The sequence below is a fragment of the Pantoea sp. OXWO6B1 genome (genome assembly GCF_001641135.1).
Taxonomy (GTDB): Bacteria; Pseudomonadota; Gammaproteobacteria; order Enterobacterales; family Enterobacteriaceae; genus Pantoea; species Pantoea allii.
Map to the genome: position 1 here is coordinate 3,051,412 of NZ_LWLR01000001.1, position 19,284 is coordinate 3,070,695.

Consider the following 19,284-nt stretch of genomic DNA (forward strand, 5'->3'; position numbering starts at 1 on the left):
ACGTTATTCTTGTTGCATCCCCTTTTCAGGAGCACAACGATGAAAATCGCCGTATACAGCACTAAACACTATGACCAGAAGTATCTTGAACAGGTCAACCAACAGTATGGTTTCGAATTGGTCTTCTTTGATTTTTTACTCAGCGAAACCACAGCGAAGACGGCTGTAGACTGTGATGCGGTTTGTATCTTTGTGAATGATGACGGTAGCCGTCCGGTACTGGAAGAGCTGGCCGCGCTTGGCGTCAAATACATTGCACTGCGCTGTGCGGGATTTAATAACGTCGACCTTGATGCCGCTGCGGCGCTGGGACTGCAGGTCGTGCGTGTACCGGCTTATTCCCCGGAAGCCGTCGCCGAACATGCGGTGGGACTGATGATGACGCTAAACCGCCGGATTCATCGCGCTTACCAACGCACCCGCGATGCCAATTTTTCCCTGGATGGCCTGACCGGTTTTAATATGCATAACAAAACCGCCGGAATCATCGGCACCGGCAAAATTGGCATTGCCACTCTGCGCATATTAAAAGGGTTCGGCATGCGTTTACTGGCTTTCGATCCCTATCCGAGCGAGCAGGCTTTAGCGCTCGGCGCGGAGTATGTCGATCTGAAAACCCTGTTTGCACAGTCGCACGTGATAACGCTGCACTGTCCACTCACGCCGGAAAATCACCATTTACTGAATGCGCAGGCTTTTTCACAGATGCGCGATGGCGTGATGATCATCAATACCAGCCGGGGAGGATTAATTGATTCTCAGGCCGCAATTGACGCGCTGAAACAGCAAAAAATTGGTGCGCTCGGCATGGACGTTTATGAAAATGAGCGGGACCTGTTTTTTGAAGATAAATCGAATGATGTGATTCAGGATGATGTTTTCCGCCGTCTGTCAGCCTGTCACAATGTGCTGTTTACCGGCCATCAGGCTTTTCTGACAGCCGAAGCCCTGACCGCGATTTCAGAAACCACGCTGGAAAATATCAGTCAGCTCAACCGGGGAGAATCCTGTCAAAATCAAGTTACCGCCTGACGCGGTGGGCCGGCACCATCCGGCCTGCTTCATTTAGCGTGCGCAGTTGCCACCAATCAACGCCTGCTCGCTGCAGCGACGGCCATTAACTAACTGGCACATCCCGATGCGCGAACCGTCCAGTTGACTTGAAAACGCCAGGGTACCTCCTGCATTGGCACAGTTTGCCTCTGCCATAGACGACATCACCACGTGTGGCTGAACATGGGCGGCAGTAGCTTGCTGTGGTGGCTCGTTGTCGTCGCTGTTACTGCTACAGGCAGACAGTAGCAACGCGGCACCAGCCAGCAGAAAAGTAGCGGCTTTCATCAATCAGACTCCGGGAAGGTGAGTTAAAGGCTAAGCAAGAATATGTCAGGCCTGACGCGGGGTCGATAGAAGAAACAGCTTTTTACAAAAAATATGACGGCTAATTGCAAGCAGAATTATCCTGTTATCACACTGTCACGTAACTGCACTTATCTAAACATGATGATTACCGGAGAAAAACAATGTTAATGGATATGCTGATTCGTATCGCCTTGGCTGGGATTCTGGGCGGTCTGATTGGCCTGGAACGCCAGATGCGCGCCAAAGAAGCCGGATTGCGGACCCACATCCTGGTCGGTATCGGCAGTGCCATGTTTATGCTGGTGTCCAAATATGGCTTTGCGGATATGTTGATAAAAGATCATGTCGCCCTCGATCCCAGCCGCGTCGCGGCACAGGTGGTGAGCGGGATGGGCTTTCTTGGCGCAGGCACCATCCTGATTCAAAAACAGGTGGTAAAAGGCCTGACCACGGCGGCCGGACTGTGGGTTACCGCCGCTATCGGACTGGTAATCGGGAGCGGCATGTATGAGATTGGGATTTACGGTACGGTACTGGCCCTGGTGGTGCTGGAGGTGTTCCGCCGCCTGAGCCATTTATTGATTGGCAAACATCACACGCTGATTGTTTATCTTAAGGCCAAGAGCGTGCCACTGGTCCTGCTGGTGATGCAACGCGAAGGCATTCGCTACGGTAATATTTCGGTGATTAACCGGGATGAAGAAAGCGGCCAGTGTGAATTAAGCGTGCAGGTGACCTTGTCCCGCAAATCCAGCGATGCGCATCTGTATGACAAAATTATGGAAGTTAAAGGCGTGCAGTCGCTGGAAATGATGTAATCGGTGTAGGCTGGCGTCAGCATATCGCGTTTCATCGCCCATAATGTCTCCATCACTTTACCAGCATAAATAAACTGGCCTTGCCGCTTCGGTGAGGCCATCAATAACCCGCATGAGGGTTTTGCTGTTTGGCTGTGGTCGGTCTTCATCGAACAGGTTAGATGTCGATTTTACAATGTGCCCTGTGAAGTTAAGAAAACATCTGCTGTGGCCGTGCTCGTCGCCATATGGGCAAATGTCGTAATGTTTCTTGCTGTCTGCAGGTGCGTTAGGGATTAACTCCCTGATAAGGGAATGATATGAAGCATTCCTGTCGAGATGTCACTCAAGACAAAAATAAGTCTTCGGAAAATACACCCTCAGCTTTTATTAAAGTAAAAACCACAATCCAAAAGTTAATATAAGCGAAGACTTATTCCTGAGATGAGGTTCATTCAGGAAATTATGGCGTAGCAGATTGCGGGGTTGTAAAATTTCAAAATTATCATGGTTCACATCAGCGTTATTGCCACCACTGTCACGATTAGTGCTCTGACGAAAGGCAATCCTCATTTTTTAGTCACAGGGCATTTTACTGTCTCCCTTTCTTTCTGTAGGCATACACAGCTTCATCCACTACCTGTATTAATCAATACATATCATTTGTGAGAATTGTAATCTCTATGATGTATAAGTGGTTTTTTTTGGTTAAAGCATTTGTGATTGATCGTTTTCACCGATCGTTTTTGCATAATTGATCTACACATACGATTACACACACAAAGTGTGTGTCTATAAGATTGAATGGTTGCTGACACGAGGGAATGTATGATGACTTATATAATTATAACTCTGGCCATTCTTATAGCTGTAGGGGTTGCATTTTGGTTAAAGGATCGACCAGGCGATAGCCCGCAATATCAGGAAGGCGGCTACGACTAAATCAAATGACTATCAGCCCGGAATACCGGGCTTTTTATTATCTGCAACCGGCAAAGCTGATTTGTAAGCATCCCGGTAAACCGAACCATTCGCTTTTAGAGATCTTCCGACATACTGATTATGTCCTGTGAGGAGATCACCATGCGTAAAGCCCGATTCACCGAACACCAGATCATTGCCGTTCTGAAGTCCGTCGAAGCCGGACGTACCGTTAAGGATGTCTGCCGTGAAGCCGGTATCTCTGAAGCCAGCTATTACAACTGGAAAGCGAAGTTTGGCGGTATGGAAGCCTCTGATATAAAAAAGATGAAAGACCTGGAGGATGAAAACCGTCGCCTCAAACAGATGTTTGCTGATCTCAGCCTTGAATGCCGGGCACTTAAAGAAGTCATCGAAAAAAAGCTTTAAAACCAGCGATAAAGCGTGAGCTCGTCGGTTACCTGACTGCGCAATTTACCATGAGCATTCGCCAGGCCTGCAGGACGTTATCGCTGAGCAGGACGGTCTATTTTTACCAGCCCGATACCCGGCGTGATGAACCGGTGATCCAGGTGCTGACTGAGCTGGCAGAGCGCTACCCGCGATACGGCTTCAAAAAACTGTTCCAGCTGCTGCGCAGGCAGGGTAACACCTGGAACCATAAACGCGTTCACCGGATTTACTGCCTGCTGAAACTGAATTTTCGTCGCAAGGGAAAACAGCGTTTACCCGCGCGTAACCCGGCGCCACTGGCTACGCCGGAAGCGCTTAACCAGAGCTGGTCCATCGATTTTATGCATGATGCGCTGGTCTGCGGCAGACGCTTCCGGACCTTTAATGTGGTTGATGACTTTAACCGCGAGGCCCTCGCCATAGAAATCGATCTGAATATCCCGGCACAGCGGGTGGTCAGGGTGCTGGACAGAATCGTGGCAAACCGGGGTTATCCACTGAAACTGCGGATGGACAACGGACCAGAACTGGTCTCACTGACGCTGGCACAGTGGGCTGAAGAGCATAGAGTGATGCTGGAATTTATCAAGCCGGGAAAACCAACGCAGAACGCCTTTATCGAACGGTTTAACCGGACGTACCGAACAGAAATCCTGGATTTTTACCTGTTCAGAACGCTGAATGAAGCTCGGGAAATCACAAGTCGCTGGCTGATGGAATACAACAGCGAGCGGCCTCATGAATCCCTGAATAACCTGACACCGGAGGAGTACCGGCTGATGGCCGTAAAACCGGAAACCTCAAAAAGTGCGTGGAACTAAAACGGGTGTGCTTACAGATTCAGCAGCTTATCAGTTTGAAAGCAATCAACTTGGTAGAGTAATTATTCTTTAATTAAGTAACACGGAAATCGCTGAAACCTCACTCTGGTGCCTGCGACCACACAGGATTCGCCAGGTCCACGCGATTGCGTAATACCCTGTAAACCTCCCAGGCTTTAAGACTGGATTCTTTTCTTCAGTTGCCATGCCCGGCCTTAGCGCCCGCTCAGATTGGCTGGTAAATGCGTTCGCTTTTTGAATCTTTGTTCTGTTTTAGTGCGAGCTATGGCCGATTTCTTTTGCGCTTCATTATCCGTTCCCACGTGCCCCATTCCCTTTATCAAAGTCTGTTCCAGAGCTGAGGAGAGTCCAGCCATCGCGAACAGGTACGATGTAGTCTGTCTGAACTGCCTCAGCTGTTTCAGTGCTGTAGGCAGTCATTCCCCTGCCATCTCAACCGATTCCTGTTTCAGACCATCCGCACTTATGGCGTAACACGCATCGCTCATCTTTGGAGCGCAGCAGTAAAACGTGCTGGCATTCGTCGCCGGAATCCGTACCATACGCGGCATACTTTTGCCTGCAGGCTGTTTACTGCCGCTAGCGCAAATCCATCATTTATTACGAGTCAGCTGGGGCATGAAAACGCGCTAAGGGTTTATGAAGTCGATACTTCGTGGATACATGAACTGGACGCCGATCAGGTGCAGATGCTCAACAGTCAGCTTGCCCTTTAAAAACGTTGCCCCCTGCATGCCCCTTTTGGTTTTAGAGATTGAATAAAATGCAACAAGATCAGGAAATTAATAAGAAAGAGCAGTACAACCTCAACAAACTTCAGAAGCGTTTGCGTCGTAACGTCGGCGAGGCTATTGCTGATTTTAATATGATTGAGGAAGGCGATCGCATCATGGTGTGCCTGTCGGGCGGTAAAGACAGCTACACCATGCTGGAAATCCTGCGTAACCTGCAAAAAAGTGCGCCGGTGAAATTCAGCCTGGTGGCGGTTAATCTGGATCAAAAACAGCCAGGATTTCCAGGTCATATCCTGCCCGAGTATCTTGAAGCGCAAGGTGTTGAGTACAAGATCGTTGAAGAAGACACCTACTCTATCGTTAAAGATAAAATTCCCGAGGGTAAAACGACCTGCTCTCTATGCTCACGTCTGCGCCGTGGAATTTTGTATCGCACCGCCACGGAGCTGGGTTGTACCAAAATTGCTCTAGGTCACCATCGTGATGACATTCTGCAAACGCTGTTTTTGAACATGTTTTACGGTGGCAAGATGAAAGGTATGCCGCCGAAACTGATGAGCGACGACGGTAAGCACATCGTGATCCGTCCTCTGGCTTACTGCCGTGAGAAAGATATCATTCGTTTCTCAGAAGCCCGTCAGTTCCCGATTATCCCGTGCAACCTTTGCGGTTCACAGCCTAATCTGCAACGCCAGGTTATCGCCGATATGCTGCGCGACTGGGACAAGCGCTATCCTGGACGTATTGAAACGATGTTCAGCGCCATGCAAAACGTCGTGCCCTCTCACCTTGCCGATATCAACCTGTTTGATTTCAAAGGCATTCAACACGGTGATGCGGTAGTCGACGGTGGCGATCTGGCATTTGATCGTGAAACGCTACCGGTCAACCCGGTTGGCTGGCGTGCCGATGAGGAAGAAACCCCGGCTGTCAGCGATCGTCTTAACGTGCTGGAAATTAAGTAACGTTTATCTATTGGTTAAAGGCAAAGGGCACGCATCATGTCGCGTGCCCTTTTTTTATACGTTGCGGTGAGGGGGCGGGTCCATTACCGGCGGAAACTCAGGATCCGGTGGCGGATCGGGTTGCGGCTGCGGAATGGGGGGCGGATCGGTCGGAATTGGCTCGCTGCTGTGTATCGCCATAATGCCGTTCTCCTCTGTAGCGAATGGATTTTAAGCTTAGGAAAGAATTGACATCTCAGCCAGCGGACAAAAAAAAGCCGGCTAGTTAGCCGGCGTATTTCGAATTAAAAATGCTATGCAATAATTCTAAAAAAGGAAGTAAGACAATATGGAGCGCAACGCCCATCGCTTGACGTTGCATTCACCTGCGGGAGAGATTTTGCGCGCTTTGCGCATCGCAGATATTGATGTCGATCAGCTTTAGCCCTGTTAATGTGATTTTCCTGCGCAACGCCCCCTGCACCTCTTCCCACGGCCTTATAGCCAGCGTCGCTTACGCAGATAGCCTGCTACACCCAACGCCAGCAGCACGAGTAAAAGACAAAAGACGCTAAAACCATAGCGCCATGCTCCGCCGGGAATGCCGCCCAGGTTAACACCAAACAGGCCGGTCAAAAAGGTAGCAGGCAGAAAGATCATCGCCATCAGCGACATGGTATAGGTTCGGCGATTCATGGATTCTGCCATTACCGAGGCGACTTCATCTGCCAGTACGGCGGTTCTGGCTACGCCAGCATCAAGATCGTCCAGACCGCGTCCCAGTCTGTCGGCAATTTCCTGCATACGACGGCGTTCGCTGTCGTCCATCCAGGGCAGTTTTTCACTTGCCAGACGGGAGAAGACATCGCGCTGCGGTGCCATATAACGTCGCATCACAATCAGCTGCTTGCGTAACAGGCCCAGCTCACCGCGCGGTGGAATACGCTGGTCCAGTAAGGCATCTTCCAGCTCAATGATTTTGTCATGTAAATCTTCGATAAATTCGCTGGTGTGACCGGTTAAGGCATCGCAAACCTCCACCAGCCAGCTGCCACAGTTAACCGGCCCGTTGCCGTTTTGCAGATCGGTCAGCACTTCGTCCACGGCAAACACTTTGCGGCGGCGAGTAGATACAATCAGCTGATCGTTGATAAAAACCCGCATCGCCACCAGCTGGTCGGGACGTGCGTCACTGTTGTGGTTCACGCTGCGCAGAACGATCATAAAACCATCGCCCAGGCGGTTAACCCGCGGGCGCATGCTTTCACCGGCAAGCGCATCGCGCACGGCATCCGGAATCTGGGGCGTTGACTGCAACCATTCTGCGCTACGCGGATGCGTATAGTTGAGGTGTAACCAGCACGGATGCTCGTCGTGCAGCAACTGCGTTTCGTCAATCGGCACCATGCCGCCCTTGCCATCCAACTGGCAGGAAATGATGGCATCGGTCACCTTCAGCGCTTTTCCTTGAATCACATCCACAACGTCACCCCACTATCAAAATCAATACGATACAGTCTAGCGTGACGGGATTGAGTTGCAATCTTCAGCCTGTATACAAAAATGTCAAAAGGCGGCCGCACGTCGGCCGCTATCTCTTAATGCTTCTCTATCCACAGCTCGCGGCTATAGGCAACGTCTTCGGGATTGGTAATCGGATAACCCTTCACCCACGGCTTAATCAGACGACCATTGGTGTACTGATAAAGTGGCGCGATGGGTGCCTGATCAGCGATGATTTGTTCTGCCCGGTTGTAGTCAGCGTTACGTGCCTGCTCACTGGTTTCCATGCTCGCTTTTGCAAGTACCGCATCATATTCGGCATTGCTGAAACGCGGAATATTGCTGCTGTTGCCTGAGGTAAGCAGATTCAGGAAGGTCGAGGGTTCATTGTAATCCCCTACCCAGGAGGCACGAATAACGTCAAAGTTGCCACTGTTACGGCTGTCTATGTAGGTTTTCCACTCCTGATTTTGCAGTTTCACGTCCACGCCGAGATTCTTCTTCCACATTGAGGCCACCGCAATCGCTATTTTCTGGTGGCTTTCAGAGGTGTTATACAGCAACGTCAGCTTGAGCGGCTTCCCGGGGCCGTAGCCGGCGGCAGCCAGCAACGCTCTGGCCTGGGCATCCATTTCTTTTTGGTTGTGCTGTTGCTGCAGCGTGGGCAGCGGTTTAAAGCCTGCCGTCACGTCCGGCGTGAAATGCCATGCCGGTTTTTCCCCCGTGCCTAAGACTTTTTCGGCGATGACGGCGCGATCGATACTCCACGACAGCGCTTTGCGGACACGAACATCGGCGGTTGGCCCTTTCTGGGTATTAAAGGCGTAATAGTACGTTCCCAGCTGATCGGGCGTAAAGACCTGGCCCGGCAGCGTCTTTTTCAACAGCGCATACATGTTCTTAGGGAAAGATTCCGTGATATCCACATCATCGGCACGATAGCGTTTGGTGGCGCTGGACTCTTCATTGATGGGCACAAAGGTCACTTTGGTTAAGACGGAGTGGGCGTTGTCCCAGTAATGCGGATTACGCTCCAGGACAATTTTTTCATTCACAACCCGTTGGCTGAGTTGGTAAGCGCCGTTGCCCACCAGTTTGCCCGGCAACGTCCACTGCGCACCCTCTTTTTCAACCACAGCTTGCGGCACAGGATAAAAAGCAACGCTGGAGAGCATGGCAGGAAACCAGGGAACCGGACGCGTCAGCGTAATCCTGAGGCGATTTTTATCCAGCGCAGTCACACCCAGCTTATCTGGCGGCATGTCGCCCTTGGTGATTGCTGCCGCATTGCTCAGGCCGCTCAGCGCAATAAAGGACGCCTGGGAAGAAGAGGTTTTAGGATCGACGACGCGCTGCCAACTGTAGACAAAGTCCTGCGCCGTCACTGGTTCGCCATCAGACCAGCGGGCATTATTTCGCAGGGTAACGATCCAGACTTTGTTGTCACTGCTGCTCCAGCTCTGTGCCACGCCGGGCACAATTTTGCCGTGCGCATCCTGGCTGGTCAGCCCTTCATACAGATCGCGCATTACCTGTATTTCAGGCAGACCTACGGCTTTAGCGGGATCGAGCGAGGCGGGCTCATCTTTAATATGGCGGACAATTTCTTGTTTAGCGGCAAGTTGGGCACCGGCGGGAACATCGGCAGCGAAGATCGGCATGGACGCGCTAAGCAGGCTCAGGGCCGTTAGCGTCAACGAAAAGCGGATTACCATTATCACCCCTTTATAATAAAGAAGCGCTGAATCAGCATATTACTGACTCAGCCTGTTAACGGTCACTTTAGCGCAAATCGCTGATTGATAAATAGCTATTTTCCCTGACCCGCTTTTCCGCTACTTTGACATAAACCCTCAGGAGAAAGTCACTATGTCATCCCTTCACCCGCGACCGCTACGCGGCAAACTGGCTATTTCCTGGCAGCAGTATGGCCGTTCGGTTCTGGGCGCCCCGCTGCTCTGGTTTCCGGCCGTGCAGGCAGACAGCGACAGTGGCCTGATTCTGGCCGGTACGCACGGCGATGAAAACGCGGCAATAGCGGCCCTTTCCGCTGCGCTGCGGACGTTGCCGGAGGCGCAGCGTCGCCATCATGTGGTGCTGGCGATGAATCCTGACGGCTGTCAGTTGGGTTTGCGAGCCAATGCGAAAGGTGTCGATCTGAACCGCAATTTTCCAGCCGCCAACTGGCAGTCAGGGGATACGGTTTATCGCTGGAATAGCGCAGCAGACGAACGGGACGTAACGCTGTCGACGGGCACACATCCGGCATCCGAGCCAGAAACCCAGGCGCTGTGTGCGCTGATTCATCAGCTTAAACCGGCCTGGGTGGTTTCCTGGCACGAACCGCTGGCCTGCATCGATGATCCCGATCAGACGGAAATCGGCGCCTGGCTGGCGGCACAGACCGGTTTACCTCGCGTCAGCAGCGTGGGCTACGCCACGCCGGGTTCCTTTGGCAGTTGGTGTCACGACCTGAGTTTGCCGTGCGTGACCGCCGAGATGCCGGTCATTTCGGTGGATGAAGCCACCGAAACCTATCTGGAGACGATGCTCACTCTGCTGCGCTGGCAGCCGTGATCAACGCACCGCCCTGCACCTTAAGGGCCGGTTCGGCATCGACAGCCAGCCAGGTTGCACCGTCTAAATCGGCAAAACGCACCAGCGGCACCAGCGGCAGTGCGGCGCGAATCGCCCTTGATGTGCAGATCATACAGCCCGCCATGAGCGTAAAGCCCTGCTGTTGCGCAGCATGCGCCAGGGCTAGTGCTTCGGTCAGTCCGCCCGCTTTATCGAGTTTAATATTCACCATCTCATAGCGCCCACGCAGCGCAGGCAGGCTTTCACGCGTGTGGCAGCTCTCATCGGCACAAATGGGGAGAGGATGAATGAAGTTCGCCAGCGCCTCGTCTTCCCCTGCCGGTAAGGGCTGTTCGAGCATAGCAACCTCAAGATCGGCTAATAGCTGGCAACGCGCGGCCAGGCCCTCAGCGTGCCATGATTCATTAGCATCGATGAGTAATGTCGCCTCCGGTACGGCGGCACGAATCGCCATCAGCCGCTCGGTAATAAAGTTATTATCCATTTTGATTTTGAGCAGGGTGGCGCCATGTTGCCATAAGGCCTGCGCACTGCTGGCCATCGCCTCCGGTGTATCAATACTCACCGTGTGAGCAGTGATCACAGAACGGGTCGGTTCGACGCCAACTAACTGCTCCAGACTCCGATGCTGCTGGCGTGCAGCAAGATCCCAGAGCGCGCTGTCGATGGCATTTCTTGCCGCGCCTGCCGGCAACAGGTTCTGTAAGTCATCACGTGACAACCCCTGCTGCAGTTGTGGCATGACGGTCGCAATTTGCTCCAGCACCAGTGCTTCGCTTTCGCCATAGCGCGTGTAAGGTGTGGCCTCACCAATGCCTTTCACGCCATCTTCTTCAATTTCCACGACGACGACTTTAGCTTCGGTGCGAGTGCCACGAGCAATGACAAACGGCGTGTGCAGCGGCCATGCTTCGGGATAACATTTTACCGTTCTCATTACCTCTCCTTATTGTCGGTGATTCATCACTGTCATTTAACTTTAGGCAACAAATGCTCTCGTAAACCCTTAAAATTTATGTCATAAACAATGGCTATACCTGTACTGACGCGTTATTTTTGTCAGATCACATCATTAGAAGGAATGCTTATGTCTCAGACTGTTCACTTTCAGGGCAACCCGGTCGCGGTTGCAGGTCAGTTCCCGCAGCCGGGCGACAGCGTTAAATCGTTTACTCTGGTGGCTAAAAACCTGGCTAACGTCTCACTCTCTGAGTATGCAGGAAAACGCAAGATTCTGAATATTTTTCCCAGCGTCGATACCGGCGTGTGCGCCTCTTCGGTACGTAAGTTTAACCAGCTGGCGGGTGAACTGAGTAATACCGTGGTGTTATGTATTTCCGCTGATCTGCCCTTTGCCCAGTCGCGTTTTTGTGGCGCGGACAACCTGAACAATGTGGTTACGCTCTCCACGCTGCGCGGGGGTGAATTCAAACGTGATTTTGGTGTGGAAATTGCCGATGGCGCCCTGCAAGGCCTGACTGCACGTGCAGTGATAGTTCTGGATGAGCATGACAAAGTGCTTTACAGTCAGTTGGTGAATGAAATCACCACTGAACCCGATTATGACTCCGCACTCGCTGCGCTGAAATAATGACCACAGCGGATAAGCCAGACTTATCCGCTGCGTTTGTTTTATTCGCTGTCGCCGCGTTTTTGACCTAAACCGTACTCTCGCAATTTATTGGCAATAGCCGTATGGGAAACGCCCAGGCGTTTTGCCAGTTTGCGCGTGCTGGGATACGAAAGGTATAAACGCGTCAGAATTGACCGCTCAAAGCGGCTGGTGATCTGGTCCAGCGTCCCTTCCATCGCCTCTTCCCCGAGTGACACATCCAGTGCCTGTTCAGGTAAAACGATATCCTGAGGCCGTAATTCGTGGCCTTCCAGTTGCGTTAAGGCACGATACAGCGCGTTTTTGAGCTGACGCACGTTTCCGGGCCAGTTATAGCGCATCAGAAAAGCATTCAGCTGTGAGGACAACCGTGGACGCGGAATGCCCTGTTCATCGGCGAAGCGCGCCACAAACATGTCCGTTAACGGCATAATGTCCTGAACCCGCTCGCGCAGGGGCGGCAGGTTTAGCGTCAGCACGTTGAGCCGGTAAAAAAGGTCTTCCCTGAATTCGCCACGTTGCACCAGCTCAAACAGATTCTTCTGGGTCGCGCAAATCACGCGGACATTGACGTGAACTTCGTGCTCTTCACCCACGCGCCGGAACGTGCCGTCGTTGAGAAAGCGCAGCAGTTTGGTCTGCATGGTCGGCGACATCTCACCAATCTCATCCAGCAGTACCGACCCGCCGTTGGCCTGCTCGAAAAAGCCTTTTTTTCCCTCAAGCGCATTAGGATAGGCACCCGCCGCATGACCAAAAAGCTCACTTTCCGCCACATCATCCGGCAGGGATGCGCAGTTGAGGGCCAGAAAAGGCATTTTCCCGCGAGCGCTGCGTAAGTGGCAGGCCCGCGCCAGCATATCTTTGCCCGTACCGGTGTCACCGATGATCAGGAGCGGCGCATCATGCATCGCCAGCTTGCGCGCCTGTTCCACGACCTGACGCATTTTGGGCGTGACCGCAACGATATGATCGAACTCGGTTTCGTCGGTGACGACCAGACTCTGCAACTGGCGGCCCATGCGAGCGGTGGACTTCAGCATCACCATCGCACCGACAAGCTGTTCTGCCTGGTCATTTTCTTCTGACAGGTAGATCGGATGCGCTTCCATCAGGAAATCGCGCCCTTCTATCACCACATGTTGTGCCTGAGCCTGAACGCGGTCGCTTTCCAGCCAGCGCATAAAGTTGAAGCCGTTGATCAGATGATCGGCCGTCACGTTGCGGATCTTGTTTTCATCAAGATTAAACAGGTTTTGTGCCGCCGGGTTCGCCAGCTCAACCTTACTTCTCAGGTCCACCGAAAACACCGGCTCCGGCATGGCCACCAGTAAGGCGCTCAGAACCCGGTGCTCACGTTCGGAAGGCATATAGGGCACAGTGCGGACATCAGTCACGCCCGGCGTACGGCGGATTTCCGCCATCAGATTACTGAACTGTTCGAATTCCAGCGTAGAGAAATTAAGATAGATGCGGCCTGAGGCGGCGACTTCAATGCCGCGAAGATCGATGCTGCGCGCCACCAGCAGGTCGAGCAATTCGCGCGCCAGCCCGATACGGTCCTGACAAAACACTTCTAAACGCATTGCGTAGGCCTTAATCCGTTTGATATTTGGCGATAATACGCTAAATAACCTGCCCGCAGAAAGAGGGCTGTCAGGAAAAGTTGACAGCGGTGACGCACGCGCATTTTTTTAAACGCGTAAACGGCGTCAGCCAGGATGACAGCCTTACGCGTGCTGAGTGGGTCAGAAATGAACACGCACCGGCAGGCATGGCACAATACAGCTGATGCGCGTTCGTTCACGTACTGCAGAATGACATGACCGCGCCGTTGGGCCACAGCGCTCGTCATCCTGTTTCATTTACTGGCGTTTCTCACCGCCCTTTTGTAGCGCGTCTTTTAACTGTCCCAACAGCTCACGACGGTAATCACCCAGGCGCGGTTTATCGTTTTCGAGCCAGGGTAAGGGGCGGCATAACTCCATCGCTTTAATGCCCAGACGCGCCGTCAGCAATCCCGCGCCGATGCCCTGCGCAGCACGCGTCGAAAGCCTGGCGGCAATGTCCTGCGACATCCAGTCCATCCCAACTTCACGCACCAGCTCAGAAGCCCCGGCAAAGGCCATGTTCAGCAGCACCAGTCGGAACAAACGCAATCGACTAAAATACCCCAGCTCAATGCCGTAGATGGCGGCAATCCGGTTGACCAGTCGTAAGTTACGCCAGGCGATAAACGCCATATCGACCAGTGCCAGTGGGCTGACCGCGATCATCAGCGCGGATTCGGCCGCATGACGGCTGATTTCCCGCCGCGCCTGGCGATCAAGAACAGGCTGCACCATCTGGGCATAAAGCCGGACCGTTTCCCCGTCATTGTGGGTTTCATGGCGCGCAGCATGCCAGCGCTGCAAGGCAGGATGCGCCTGATCGAGTTCGGCCTGGCGTGCCAGCTTTTCACAAAAGGCACGTCCTTTCCCAATGCCGTGACTGTTGAGCAGTTCCCGGCCCAGATCGCGCTCTTCGGCCCGCTGACGGAGCTGATACAAACGACGCCACTCGCTGGTCAGCGCGCCCACGCCAGCAAGCACAATCAGCCCGCCCGCCATGCCGCTGCCCAGCGCAAACCAGTCGTGAGCCAGCCAGGCATTGTGGCTCCATTGCACGCCCTGCGCCACCACGCTGACGCCAAACAGCGCCAGGCCAGCGCCCACCATTTTACGCCACAGGCTGCGTTTGGGTTTTAAGGCCGCCTCGACCGCCCGCTCGCCTGCACCTTCTTCTTCAACCGCCGCCTCGTTATCCTGCACGGCTAAAAAGGCGGCCTGTGAATCGGCTTCAAACGTCTGAGCCGGACGCAACACCGCGTCGGGCTTATCGTCCAGAGGCCGGGCAAAATCAATGCGCGGTTTCAACGGATCGCTCATCGCAATTTATCTCCCAGTAAAAATTCCAGTGCCGCATCCATGCGGATATGCGGTACGGGGCGATCGATATCCAGCTGCTGCGGGCGAAACTGCTCAAACTGAAAGCCTTGCTGCTGCCAGAACGCGCTGCCTGGCAGCCGCGGCGGAACCTCACCCGGATAAACGGTTAATGCCTCGCCGTCCTGCAGGCGATGACCTCGTAGTGCCGGAATTTTTTCGCCACGATGATCGACCAGCCCGCTTTGCGTGGCCTGAACCGAGGCCAGGCCGATGCAGTCCATGCTGATGCCTTCGAACGCCGCGTTTTGCCAGGCATCCTGCACCAGCTGCTGCAACAGCGAGACCATATTGCCGTGCTGATCGCTGGTGATGTGATCGGCTTTCGTGGCGGCAAATAACAGCTTATCAATCACGGGTGAAAACAGCCGCCGGAACAGCGTTCGCTGTCCGTAATGAAAGCTCTGCATCAACTGGGTTAGCGCCAGGCGCATATCGTTAAACGCCTGCGGCCCGCTGTTGAGCGGCTGCAGACAATCCACCAGTACGATCTGGCGGTCAAAGCGCAGAAAATGATTTTTATAGAACCCTTTCACCACGTGCTGACAGTAGTAATTAAATCGCTGCTGCAGCATGGCAAAGTTACTGCCTTTGTCCGCCTGCGCCAGCTTAGCCTCCTGGGCTTCATCAGCTGTCGGCCACGGAAAAAACTGCAGCGCTGGCGCGCCCGCCATCTCGCCAGGCAGCACAAAACGCCCCGGCTGAATAAAGTGCAGCCCTTCCGCTTTACACCGATGCAGGTAATCAGTCCAGGCTGCGGCGATCCCGGCCAGGCGGTTTTCATCGGCGGGGGCAAGCGGATCGAGTTTTTGACAATGTTCGCGCCAGGGTGCGGCCCAGTCTGCGCGATCGCCCTGCATTAAGCCGTTCATCTGCCGCGACCAGGTCAGGTAATCCTGTGCCAGCATAGGCAGATCGAGCAGCCACTCACCTGGGTAGTCAACAATTTCAAGATAGAGCGTGGCGGTATCTTTGAGATGGCGGAGCAGTGAATCATTGGGACGGTAACGGAGTGCCAGCCGCATTTCACTGACGCCTCGCGTGGGCGTGGGCCAGGCGGGCGGCGTACTGTACAGCTGCGCCAGCCCTTCATCATAGGTGAAACGGGCGGTGCCCATGTCCCGTTGCGGCACACGTTTCACGCCCAACAGGCGCTCATCGCGCACCACAGAAAACAGCGGCAGTCGTGCGCCGCTGTGTACAGAAAGGAGCTGGTTAACCAGCGAGGTAATGAAGGCCGTTTTACCACTGCGGCTCAGTCCCGTTACCGCCAGACGAAGATGTCGATCGACGCCGCGGTTCATCAATGCCAGCAACTCAGTTTGCAGTCTTTTCATCTTTCTCCTTGATGAAGCGTGATGCAACCCGGCTCATCACGCGTTTCAGCAGCGGCTCAAGCGCCAGTCCTAACAGAAGACGAAGTGGACGGCGCGCCACCGATTTTACGGCCCAGCCAGTCACGCCAGCAGGACCATAGGTTACCGCATTGATAATGATAAATTTGGCGGCTGACTTCAATGCAGGTGTTGCACGATGACGAAAAGCCGCAGTGCGTGAAACAGTCATCATTTCCTCCTGACGGTCCGCAGAGGGCCAGTCTGGCCCGCCGCAGGACAACGGTTAAATCTGACGGAAACGACTGCGCACGCTAAAGGTTTCAGAGGTGACGTAACGTTCGATGTCCCGGACATTACGTTCGTCCTGCTGCAGTGCAGTTTCCAGTTGGTCCAGCAATTCGCCGGGGCTGGGTTGATGTTCCCCGTTGTCTGCGCCTGCCGGTTTGACGTCCAGGACAAAACCCAACACGAAATAGGCAATCACCGTAAACACGAACAGACCAAAGAACAGCGACAATACGACAATGACACGAAGCAGTCGCACCGGCACATCAAGGTATTCGGCTAAGCCGGCACAAACCCCCATCAGTTTCCCTTCGTCAGGCTTGCGCCATAGCGTGCGGCCTTTCATCATGGTTGCCTCCAGTTAGGATGTTCAGCATCAAGGATGGCTTCAAGGGCATCAATACGATCCCGCATGCGCTGTGCATCTTTGGTCACCTGTTGCAGGCGCTGCATCTGGCTTTGCGACAGATCTGCCCCGCCGTTGCGCTTGTTACTGTAATGTAGCCATAGCCAGACAGGTGCCACAAACAGCACAAATATTGTTAAAGGTATGGCTAAAAATAGTGCGCTCATTGACTCTCCTTAATCCTTTCCAGCAGAAAGCGGCTTATTATTCGCTGCGGTTCATTTTGGCTTTCAGCGCGTTGAGTTGTTGACTGATTTCATCATCCGCTTTCAGGTCGGTGAACTGCTGATCCAGCGTTTTAGGTTTACCAAAACCGTGGCTCTCTGCTTCCGCTTCCATGTGGTCGATGCGACGTTCAAATGATTCGAAGCGGGCCATCGCCTCATCAATTTTACCGCTGTCCAGTTGGCGACGCACATCACGTGAAGAAGACGCGGCCTGATGACGCAGCGTAAGGGCCTGCTGACGTGCACGGGTTTCGCTCAGCTTTTTCTCCAGCTCAGTGATTTCACCTTTCATACGCGCCAGCGTCTCTTCTACCTGCGCAACTTCCTGCTTCAGCGAGGCAATCAGATCGGTCAGTTTCTGTTTTTCGATTAACGCTGAACGGGCCAAATCCTCTTTATCTTTACGCAGGGCCAGTTCGGCTTTGTCCTGCCATTCCACCTGCTGAATCTCGGCCTGTTCGATGCGGCGTGACAGCTGTTTCTTTTCAGCCAGGGCGCGGGCAGAGGTGGAACGGACTTCAACCAGCGTGTCTTCCATTTCCTGAATCATCAGGCGCACCAGCTTCTGCGGATCTTCTGCACGCTCAAGCAGTGAATTAATGTTGGCATTAACGATGTCAGTGAAACGAGAAAAAATACCCATAATGATGTTCCTCTTATTTGTCATGGTTTCATCTTGCTGGTGATACCTGATTCAAGATGCGTGCCAACTTTTATCTTATTGATTTTATTTGCATTGGTGGCTTTGCAGTTTTTTTAAACTGTTCTAAGATAGTTAAATTGATTAATCCGTGGCGAAATTCATCATGTCCGTTAATAACGACAACCTGCTAGGGGAATCGAACAACTTTCTGGAAGTACTGGAACAGGTGTCGAAACTCGCTCCACTGGAAAAACCCGTATTGGTGGTGGGTGAACGCGGTACAGGTAAAGAGCTGATCGCCAGCCGTCTGCACTATCTTTCAGACCGCTGGCAGGGCCCTTTCATCTCACTCAACTGCGCTGCGCTGAATGAAAACTTGCTGGATTCTGAGCTTTTTGGCCACGAAGCCGGGGCATTTACCGGTGCGCAAAAGCGTCATCTGGGCCGTTTTGAGCGTGCAGACGGTGGCACGCTGTTTCTAGATGAGCTGGCTACCGCACCAATGCTGGTACAGGAAAAACTCCTGAGGGTCATTGAATATGGTCAGCTGGAGCGCGTCGGCGGCAACCACGTCTTTCAGGTTAATGTGCGCCTGATCTGCGCCACCAATGAAGACTTACCGGCGCTCGCGGCCGCAGGTCAGTTTCGCGCAGACCTGCTGGACCGCCTGGCGTTTGATGTCGTTCAACTGCCGCCGTTACGCGAGCGCCGTAGCGATATTTTGGTCATGGCCGATCATTTCGCTATCCAGATGTGTCGTGAACTGGGGCTGCCCCTGTTTCCAGGCTTTACACAGCAGGCGCAAAACACCTTACTTGATCATCACTGGCCGGGTAATGTGCGTGAACTTAAAAACGTCGTTGAGCGGTCGGTGTACCGCCACAACACCAGCGATGAACCGCTGGATGAGATTATCATCAACCCGTTTGCGCGTCGTACGGCCCCTGAAGAAGCTCCGCTTCCTGCCAGCACGCCAGATGCACCCGCTGCCCTGCCATCTCTGCCGCTCGACCTGCGCCAGTGGCAAAACCAGCAGGAGCGCGATGTGGTGGAAATCAGTCTGCAACAGGCGAAATATAATCAACGCCGCGCTGCCAGCTTACTTGGCGTCACCTACCACCAGCTCAGAGCCATCATGAAAAAGCACGGTATCCAGGCGCGGGACGTCCAGGCATAACGGACGATCGACCGGATTAGATTGCAGATAAACGCTGGGTTGTTGCTGTGGTAAGCAATGATCATTGTACGGCTGAGACCGGGCGGGTGGAGTCAAAAGGATGGGGGCGGGAAAAAAGGGCCCGCCGAAGCGGGCAACTGGAAGCAATGTGAGCAATGTCGTGCTCTTCTTCGGTAGAGCCACCGTCGAATCGCAACTGAATAATAATCATTCCTGTTCGCATCTGTAAAGGGGTTGTTGAGAATTTTTCTCATTTCCACACCAATGCTGCGCCTTTATTACCACGCACCCGTCGCCTTTACCCTGCTGCAACGGGCTGGTCGCGCTTCACATTGCATTGCATTCAACAAGGTGACGACGGTGATGCCTTTCGCGCCGCCAACCTGGCCGAACCCGCCCGGGTACAACCCCATCGGAATCGGGCCAGGAAGCATTAGCCGCTTCTTTCTACGCTCAGGT

General features: G+C 53.4%; 18 protein-coding genes and 1 pseudogene. 8 read left to right on the top strand and 11 right to left on the bottom strand.

Going from position 1 to position 19,284, the window contains the following annotated elements:
- Nucleotides 1-39 precede the first annotated feature (39 nt).
- Entirely contained in the window at nt 40-1,032 is a 993-nt protein-coding gene (locus tag A6A26_RS16440; RefSeq protein WP_063879728.1) for a 2-hydroxyacid dehydrogenase, read from the top strand.
- 33 nt (nt 1,033-1,065) lie between these two features.
- Here the strand turns inward: A6A26_RS16440 and A6A26_RS16445 are convergent, their stop codons facing one another.
- A complete protein-coding gene (locus A6A26_RS16445; RefSeq protein WP_063879729.1) occupies nt 1,066-1,341 on the bottom strand; it encodes a putative hemolysin in 276 nt (91 codons plus the stop codon).
- 182 nt (nt 1,342-1,523) lie between these two features.
- On the opposite strand from A6A26_RS16445, the gene A6A26_RS16450 reads away from it, so the two are divergent.
- The 4 genes and pseudogenes from A6A26_RS16450 (at nt 1,524) to ttcA (ending at nt 6,074) form a co-directional block, all read left to right on the top strand.
- Nucleotides 1,524-2,180 carry an MgtC/SapB family protein gene (locus A6A26_RS16450; RefSeq protein ID WP_063879730.1) on the top strand — a complete coding sequence of 219 codons (657 nt, stop codon included), beginning with the start codon at nt 1,524-1,526 and terminating at the stop codon, nt 2,178-2,180.
- Nucleotides 2,181-3,242: 1,062 nt separating this feature from the next.
- A protein-coding gene (locus A6A26_RS16460) for an IS3 family transposase (protein WP_156506674.1) occupies nt 3,243-4,354 on the top strand; the annotation gives its coding sequence in 2 pieces (ribosomal slippage) (nt 3,243-3,504 and nt 3,504-4,354; 1,113 coding nt in all).
- A 485-nt stretch (nt 4,355-4,839) separates the two neighbouring features.
- Nucleotides 4,840-5,091, top strand: a pseudogene (locus A6A26_RS26050) (site-specific integrase); the annotation flags it as partial.
- Nucleotides 5,092-5,138: 47 nt separating this feature from the next.
- Nucleotides 5,139-6,074 carry a tRNA 2-thiocytidine(32) synthetase TtcA gene (gene ttcA / locus A6A26_RS16465; RefSeq protein WP_063879732.1) on the top strand — a complete coding sequence of 312 codons (936 nt, stop codon included), beginning with the start codon at nt 5,139-5,141 and terminating at the stop codon, nt 6,072-6,074.
- Nucleotides 6,075-6,551: 477 nt separating this feature from the next.
- Here ttcA and zntB read toward each other — a convergent pair whose 3' ends face one another.
- Nucleotides 6,552-7,535, bottom strand: coding sequence for a zinc transporter ZntB (gene zntB / locus A6A26_RS16470; RefSeq protein ID WP_063879733.1), 984 nt, complete (start codon nt 7,533-7,535; stop codon nt 6,552-6,554).
- A 116-nt stretch (nt 7,536-7,651) separates the two neighbouring features.
- A complete protein-coding gene (locus A6A26_RS16475) occupies nt 7,652-9,271 on the bottom strand; it encodes a peptide ABC transporter substrate-binding protein (protein ID WP_063879734.1) in 1,620 nt (539 codons plus the stop codon).
- Between the two features lie 154 nt (nt 9,272-9,425).
- Between A6A26_RS16475 and mpaA the strand changes: the two genes are divergently transcribed.
- The gene (gene mpaA, locus A6A26_RS16480; RefSeq protein ID WP_063879735.1) at nt 9,426-10,133 is read left to right on the top strand and encodes a murein tripeptide amidase MpaA; all 708 of its coding nucleotides are present in this window, start codon (nt 9,426-9,428) and stop codon (nt 10,131-10,133) included.
- Here the strand turns inward: mpaA and ycjG are convergent.
- On the bottom strand, nt 10,108-11,091 hold the full coding sequence (gene ycjG, locus A6A26_RS16485; protein WP_063879736.1) for an L-Ala-D/L-Glu epimerase: 984 nt from the start codon (nt 11,089-11,091) through the stop codon (nt 10,108-10,110). The genes mpaA and ycjG overlap by 26 nt on opposite strands.
- A 150-nt stretch (nt 11,092-11,241) precedes the next feature.
- On the opposite strand from ycjG, the gene tpx reads away from it, so the two are divergent.
- Nucleotides 11,242-11,745 carry a thiol peroxidase gene (gene tpx / locus A6A26_RS16490; protein WP_063879737.1) on the top strand — a complete coding sequence of 168 codons (504 nt, stop codon included), beginning with the start codon at nt 11,242-11,244 and terminating at the stop codon, nt 11,743-11,745.
- A 41-nt stretch (nt 11,746-11,786) separates the two neighbouring features.
- Here tpx and tyrR read toward each other — a convergent pair whose 3' ends face one another.
- From tyrR to pspA, 7 genes are all read right to left on the bottom strand, one after another.
- Nucleotides 11,787-13,352 carry a transcriptional regulator TyrR gene (gene tyrR, locus A6A26_RS16495; protein WP_063879738.1) on the bottom strand — a complete coding sequence of 522 codons (1,566 nt, stop codon included), beginning with the start codon at nt 13,350-13,352 and terminating at the stop codon, nt 11,787-11,789.
- 279 nt (nt 13,353-13,631) lie between these two features.
- Entirely contained in the window at nt 13,632-14,693 is a 1,062-nt protein-coding gene (locus A6A26_RS16500) for a YcjF family protein (protein ID WP_063879739.1), read from the bottom strand.
- On the bottom strand, nt 14,690-16,087 hold the full coding sequence (locus A6A26_RS16505) for a YcjX family GTP-binding protein (RefSeq protein WP_063879740.1): 1,398 nt from the start codon (nt 16,085-16,087) through the stop codon (nt 14,690-14,692). The genes A6A26_RS16500 and A6A26_RS16505 overlap by 4 nt, the downstream gene beginning before the upstream one ends.
- Nucleotides 16,068-16,316: a phage shock protein PspD gene (pspD, locus tag A6A26_RS16510; RefSeq protein WP_063879741.1), complete on the bottom strand. Its 249-nt coding sequence runs from the start codon at nt 16,314-16,316 to the stop codon at nt 16,068-16,070. The genes A6A26_RS16505 and pspD overlap by 20 nt, the downstream gene beginning before the upstream one ends.
- Nucleotides 16,317-16,370: 54 nt before the next feature.
- Nucleotides 16,371-16,721, bottom strand: coding sequence for an envelope stress response membrane protein PspC (gene pspC, locus A6A26_RS16515; protein ID WP_063879742.1), 351 nt, complete (start codon nt 16,719-16,721; stop codon nt 16,371-16,373).
- Complete coding sequence (gene pspB, locus A6A26_RS16520; protein WP_063879743.1) at nt 16,718-16,945, bottom strand: envelope stress response membrane protein PspB; 228 nt, start codon at nt 16,943-16,945, stop codon at nt 16,718-16,720. Before pspB ends, pspC begins: the two co-directional genes overlap by 4 nt.
- A 37-nt stretch (nt 16,946-16,982) precedes the next feature.
- Nucleotides 16,983-17,648: a phage shock protein PspA gene (gene pspA / locus A6A26_RS16525; protein WP_063879744.1), complete on the bottom strand. Its 666-nt coding sequence runs from the start codon at nt 17,646-17,648 to the stop codon at nt 16,983-16,985.
- 163 nt (nt 17,649-17,811) lie between these two features.
- On the opposite strand from pspA, the gene pspF reads away from it, so the two are divergent.
- Nucleotides 17,812-18,825, top strand: a complete 1,014-nt coding sequence (pspF, locus tag A6A26_RS16530) for a phage shock protein operon transcriptional activator (protein ID WP_063879745.1) — start codon at nt 17,812-17,814, stop codon at nt 18,823-18,825.
- Nucleotides 18,826-19,284 lie beyond the last annotated feature (459 nt).

Bases quoted from the DNA above. Each gene is read 5' to 3' on its own strand.
- A6A26_RS16440 (WP_063879728.1), top strand. From the start codon at position 40: ATGAAAATCGCCGTATACAGCACTAAACACTATGACCAGAAGTATCTT.
- A6A26_RS16445 (WP_063879729.1), bottom strand. From the start codon at position 1,341: ATGAAAGCCGCTACTTTTCTGCTGGCTGGTGCCGCGTTGCTACTGTCT.
- A6A26_RS16450 (WP_063879730.1), top strand. From the start codon at position 1,524: ATGTTAATGGATATGCTGATTCGTATCGCCTTGGCTGGGATTCTGGGC.
- ttcA (WP_063879732.1), top strand. From the start codon at position 5,139: ATGCAACAAGATCAGGAAATTAATAAGAAAGAGCAGTACAACCTCAAC.
- A6A26_RS16475 (WP_063879734.1), bottom strand. From the start codon at position 9,271: ATGGTAATCCGCTTTTCGTTGACGCTAACGGCCCTGAGCCTGCTTAGC.
- mpaA (WP_063879735.1), top strand. From the start codon at position 9,426: ATGTCATCCCTTCACCCGCGACCGCTACGCGGCAAACTGGCTATTTCC.
- ycjG (WP_063879736.1), bottom strand. From the start codon at position 11,091: ATGAGAACGGTAAAATGTTATCCCGAAGCATGGCCGCTGCACACGCCG.
- tpx (WP_063879737.1), top strand. From the start codon at position 11,242: ATGTCTCAGACTGTTCACTTTCAGGGCAACCCGGTCGCGGTTGCAGGT.
- tyrR (WP_063879738.1), bottom strand. From the start codon at position 13,352: ATGCGTTTAGAAGTGTTTTGTCAGGACCGTATCGGGCTGGCGCGCGAA.
- A6A26_RS16500 (WP_063879739.1), bottom strand. From the start codon at position 14,693: ATGAGCGATCCGTTGAAACCGCGCATTGATTTTGCCCGGCCTCTGGAC.
- A6A26_RS16505 (WP_063879740.1), bottom strand. From the start codon at position 16,087: ATGAAAAGACTGCAAACTGAGTTGCTGGCATTGATGAACCGCGGCGTC.
- pspD (WP_063879741.1), bottom strand. From the start codon at position 16,316: ATGACTGTTTCACGCACTGCGGCTTTTCGTCATCGTGCAACACCTGCA.
- pspC (WP_063879742.1), bottom strand. From the start codon at position 16,721: ATGATGAAAGGCCGCACGCTATGGCGCAAGCCTGACGAAGGGAAACTG.
- pspB (WP_063879743.1), bottom strand. From the start codon at position 16,945: ATGAGCGCACTATTTTTAGCCATACCTTTAACAATATTTGTGCTGTTT.
- pspA (WP_063879744.1), bottom strand. From the start codon at position 17,648: ATGGGTATTTTTTCTCGTTTCACTGACATCGTTAATGCCAACATTAAT.
- pspF (WP_063879745.1), top strand. From the start codon at position 17,812: ATGTCCGTTAATAACGACAACCTGCTAGGGGAATCGAACAACTTTCTG.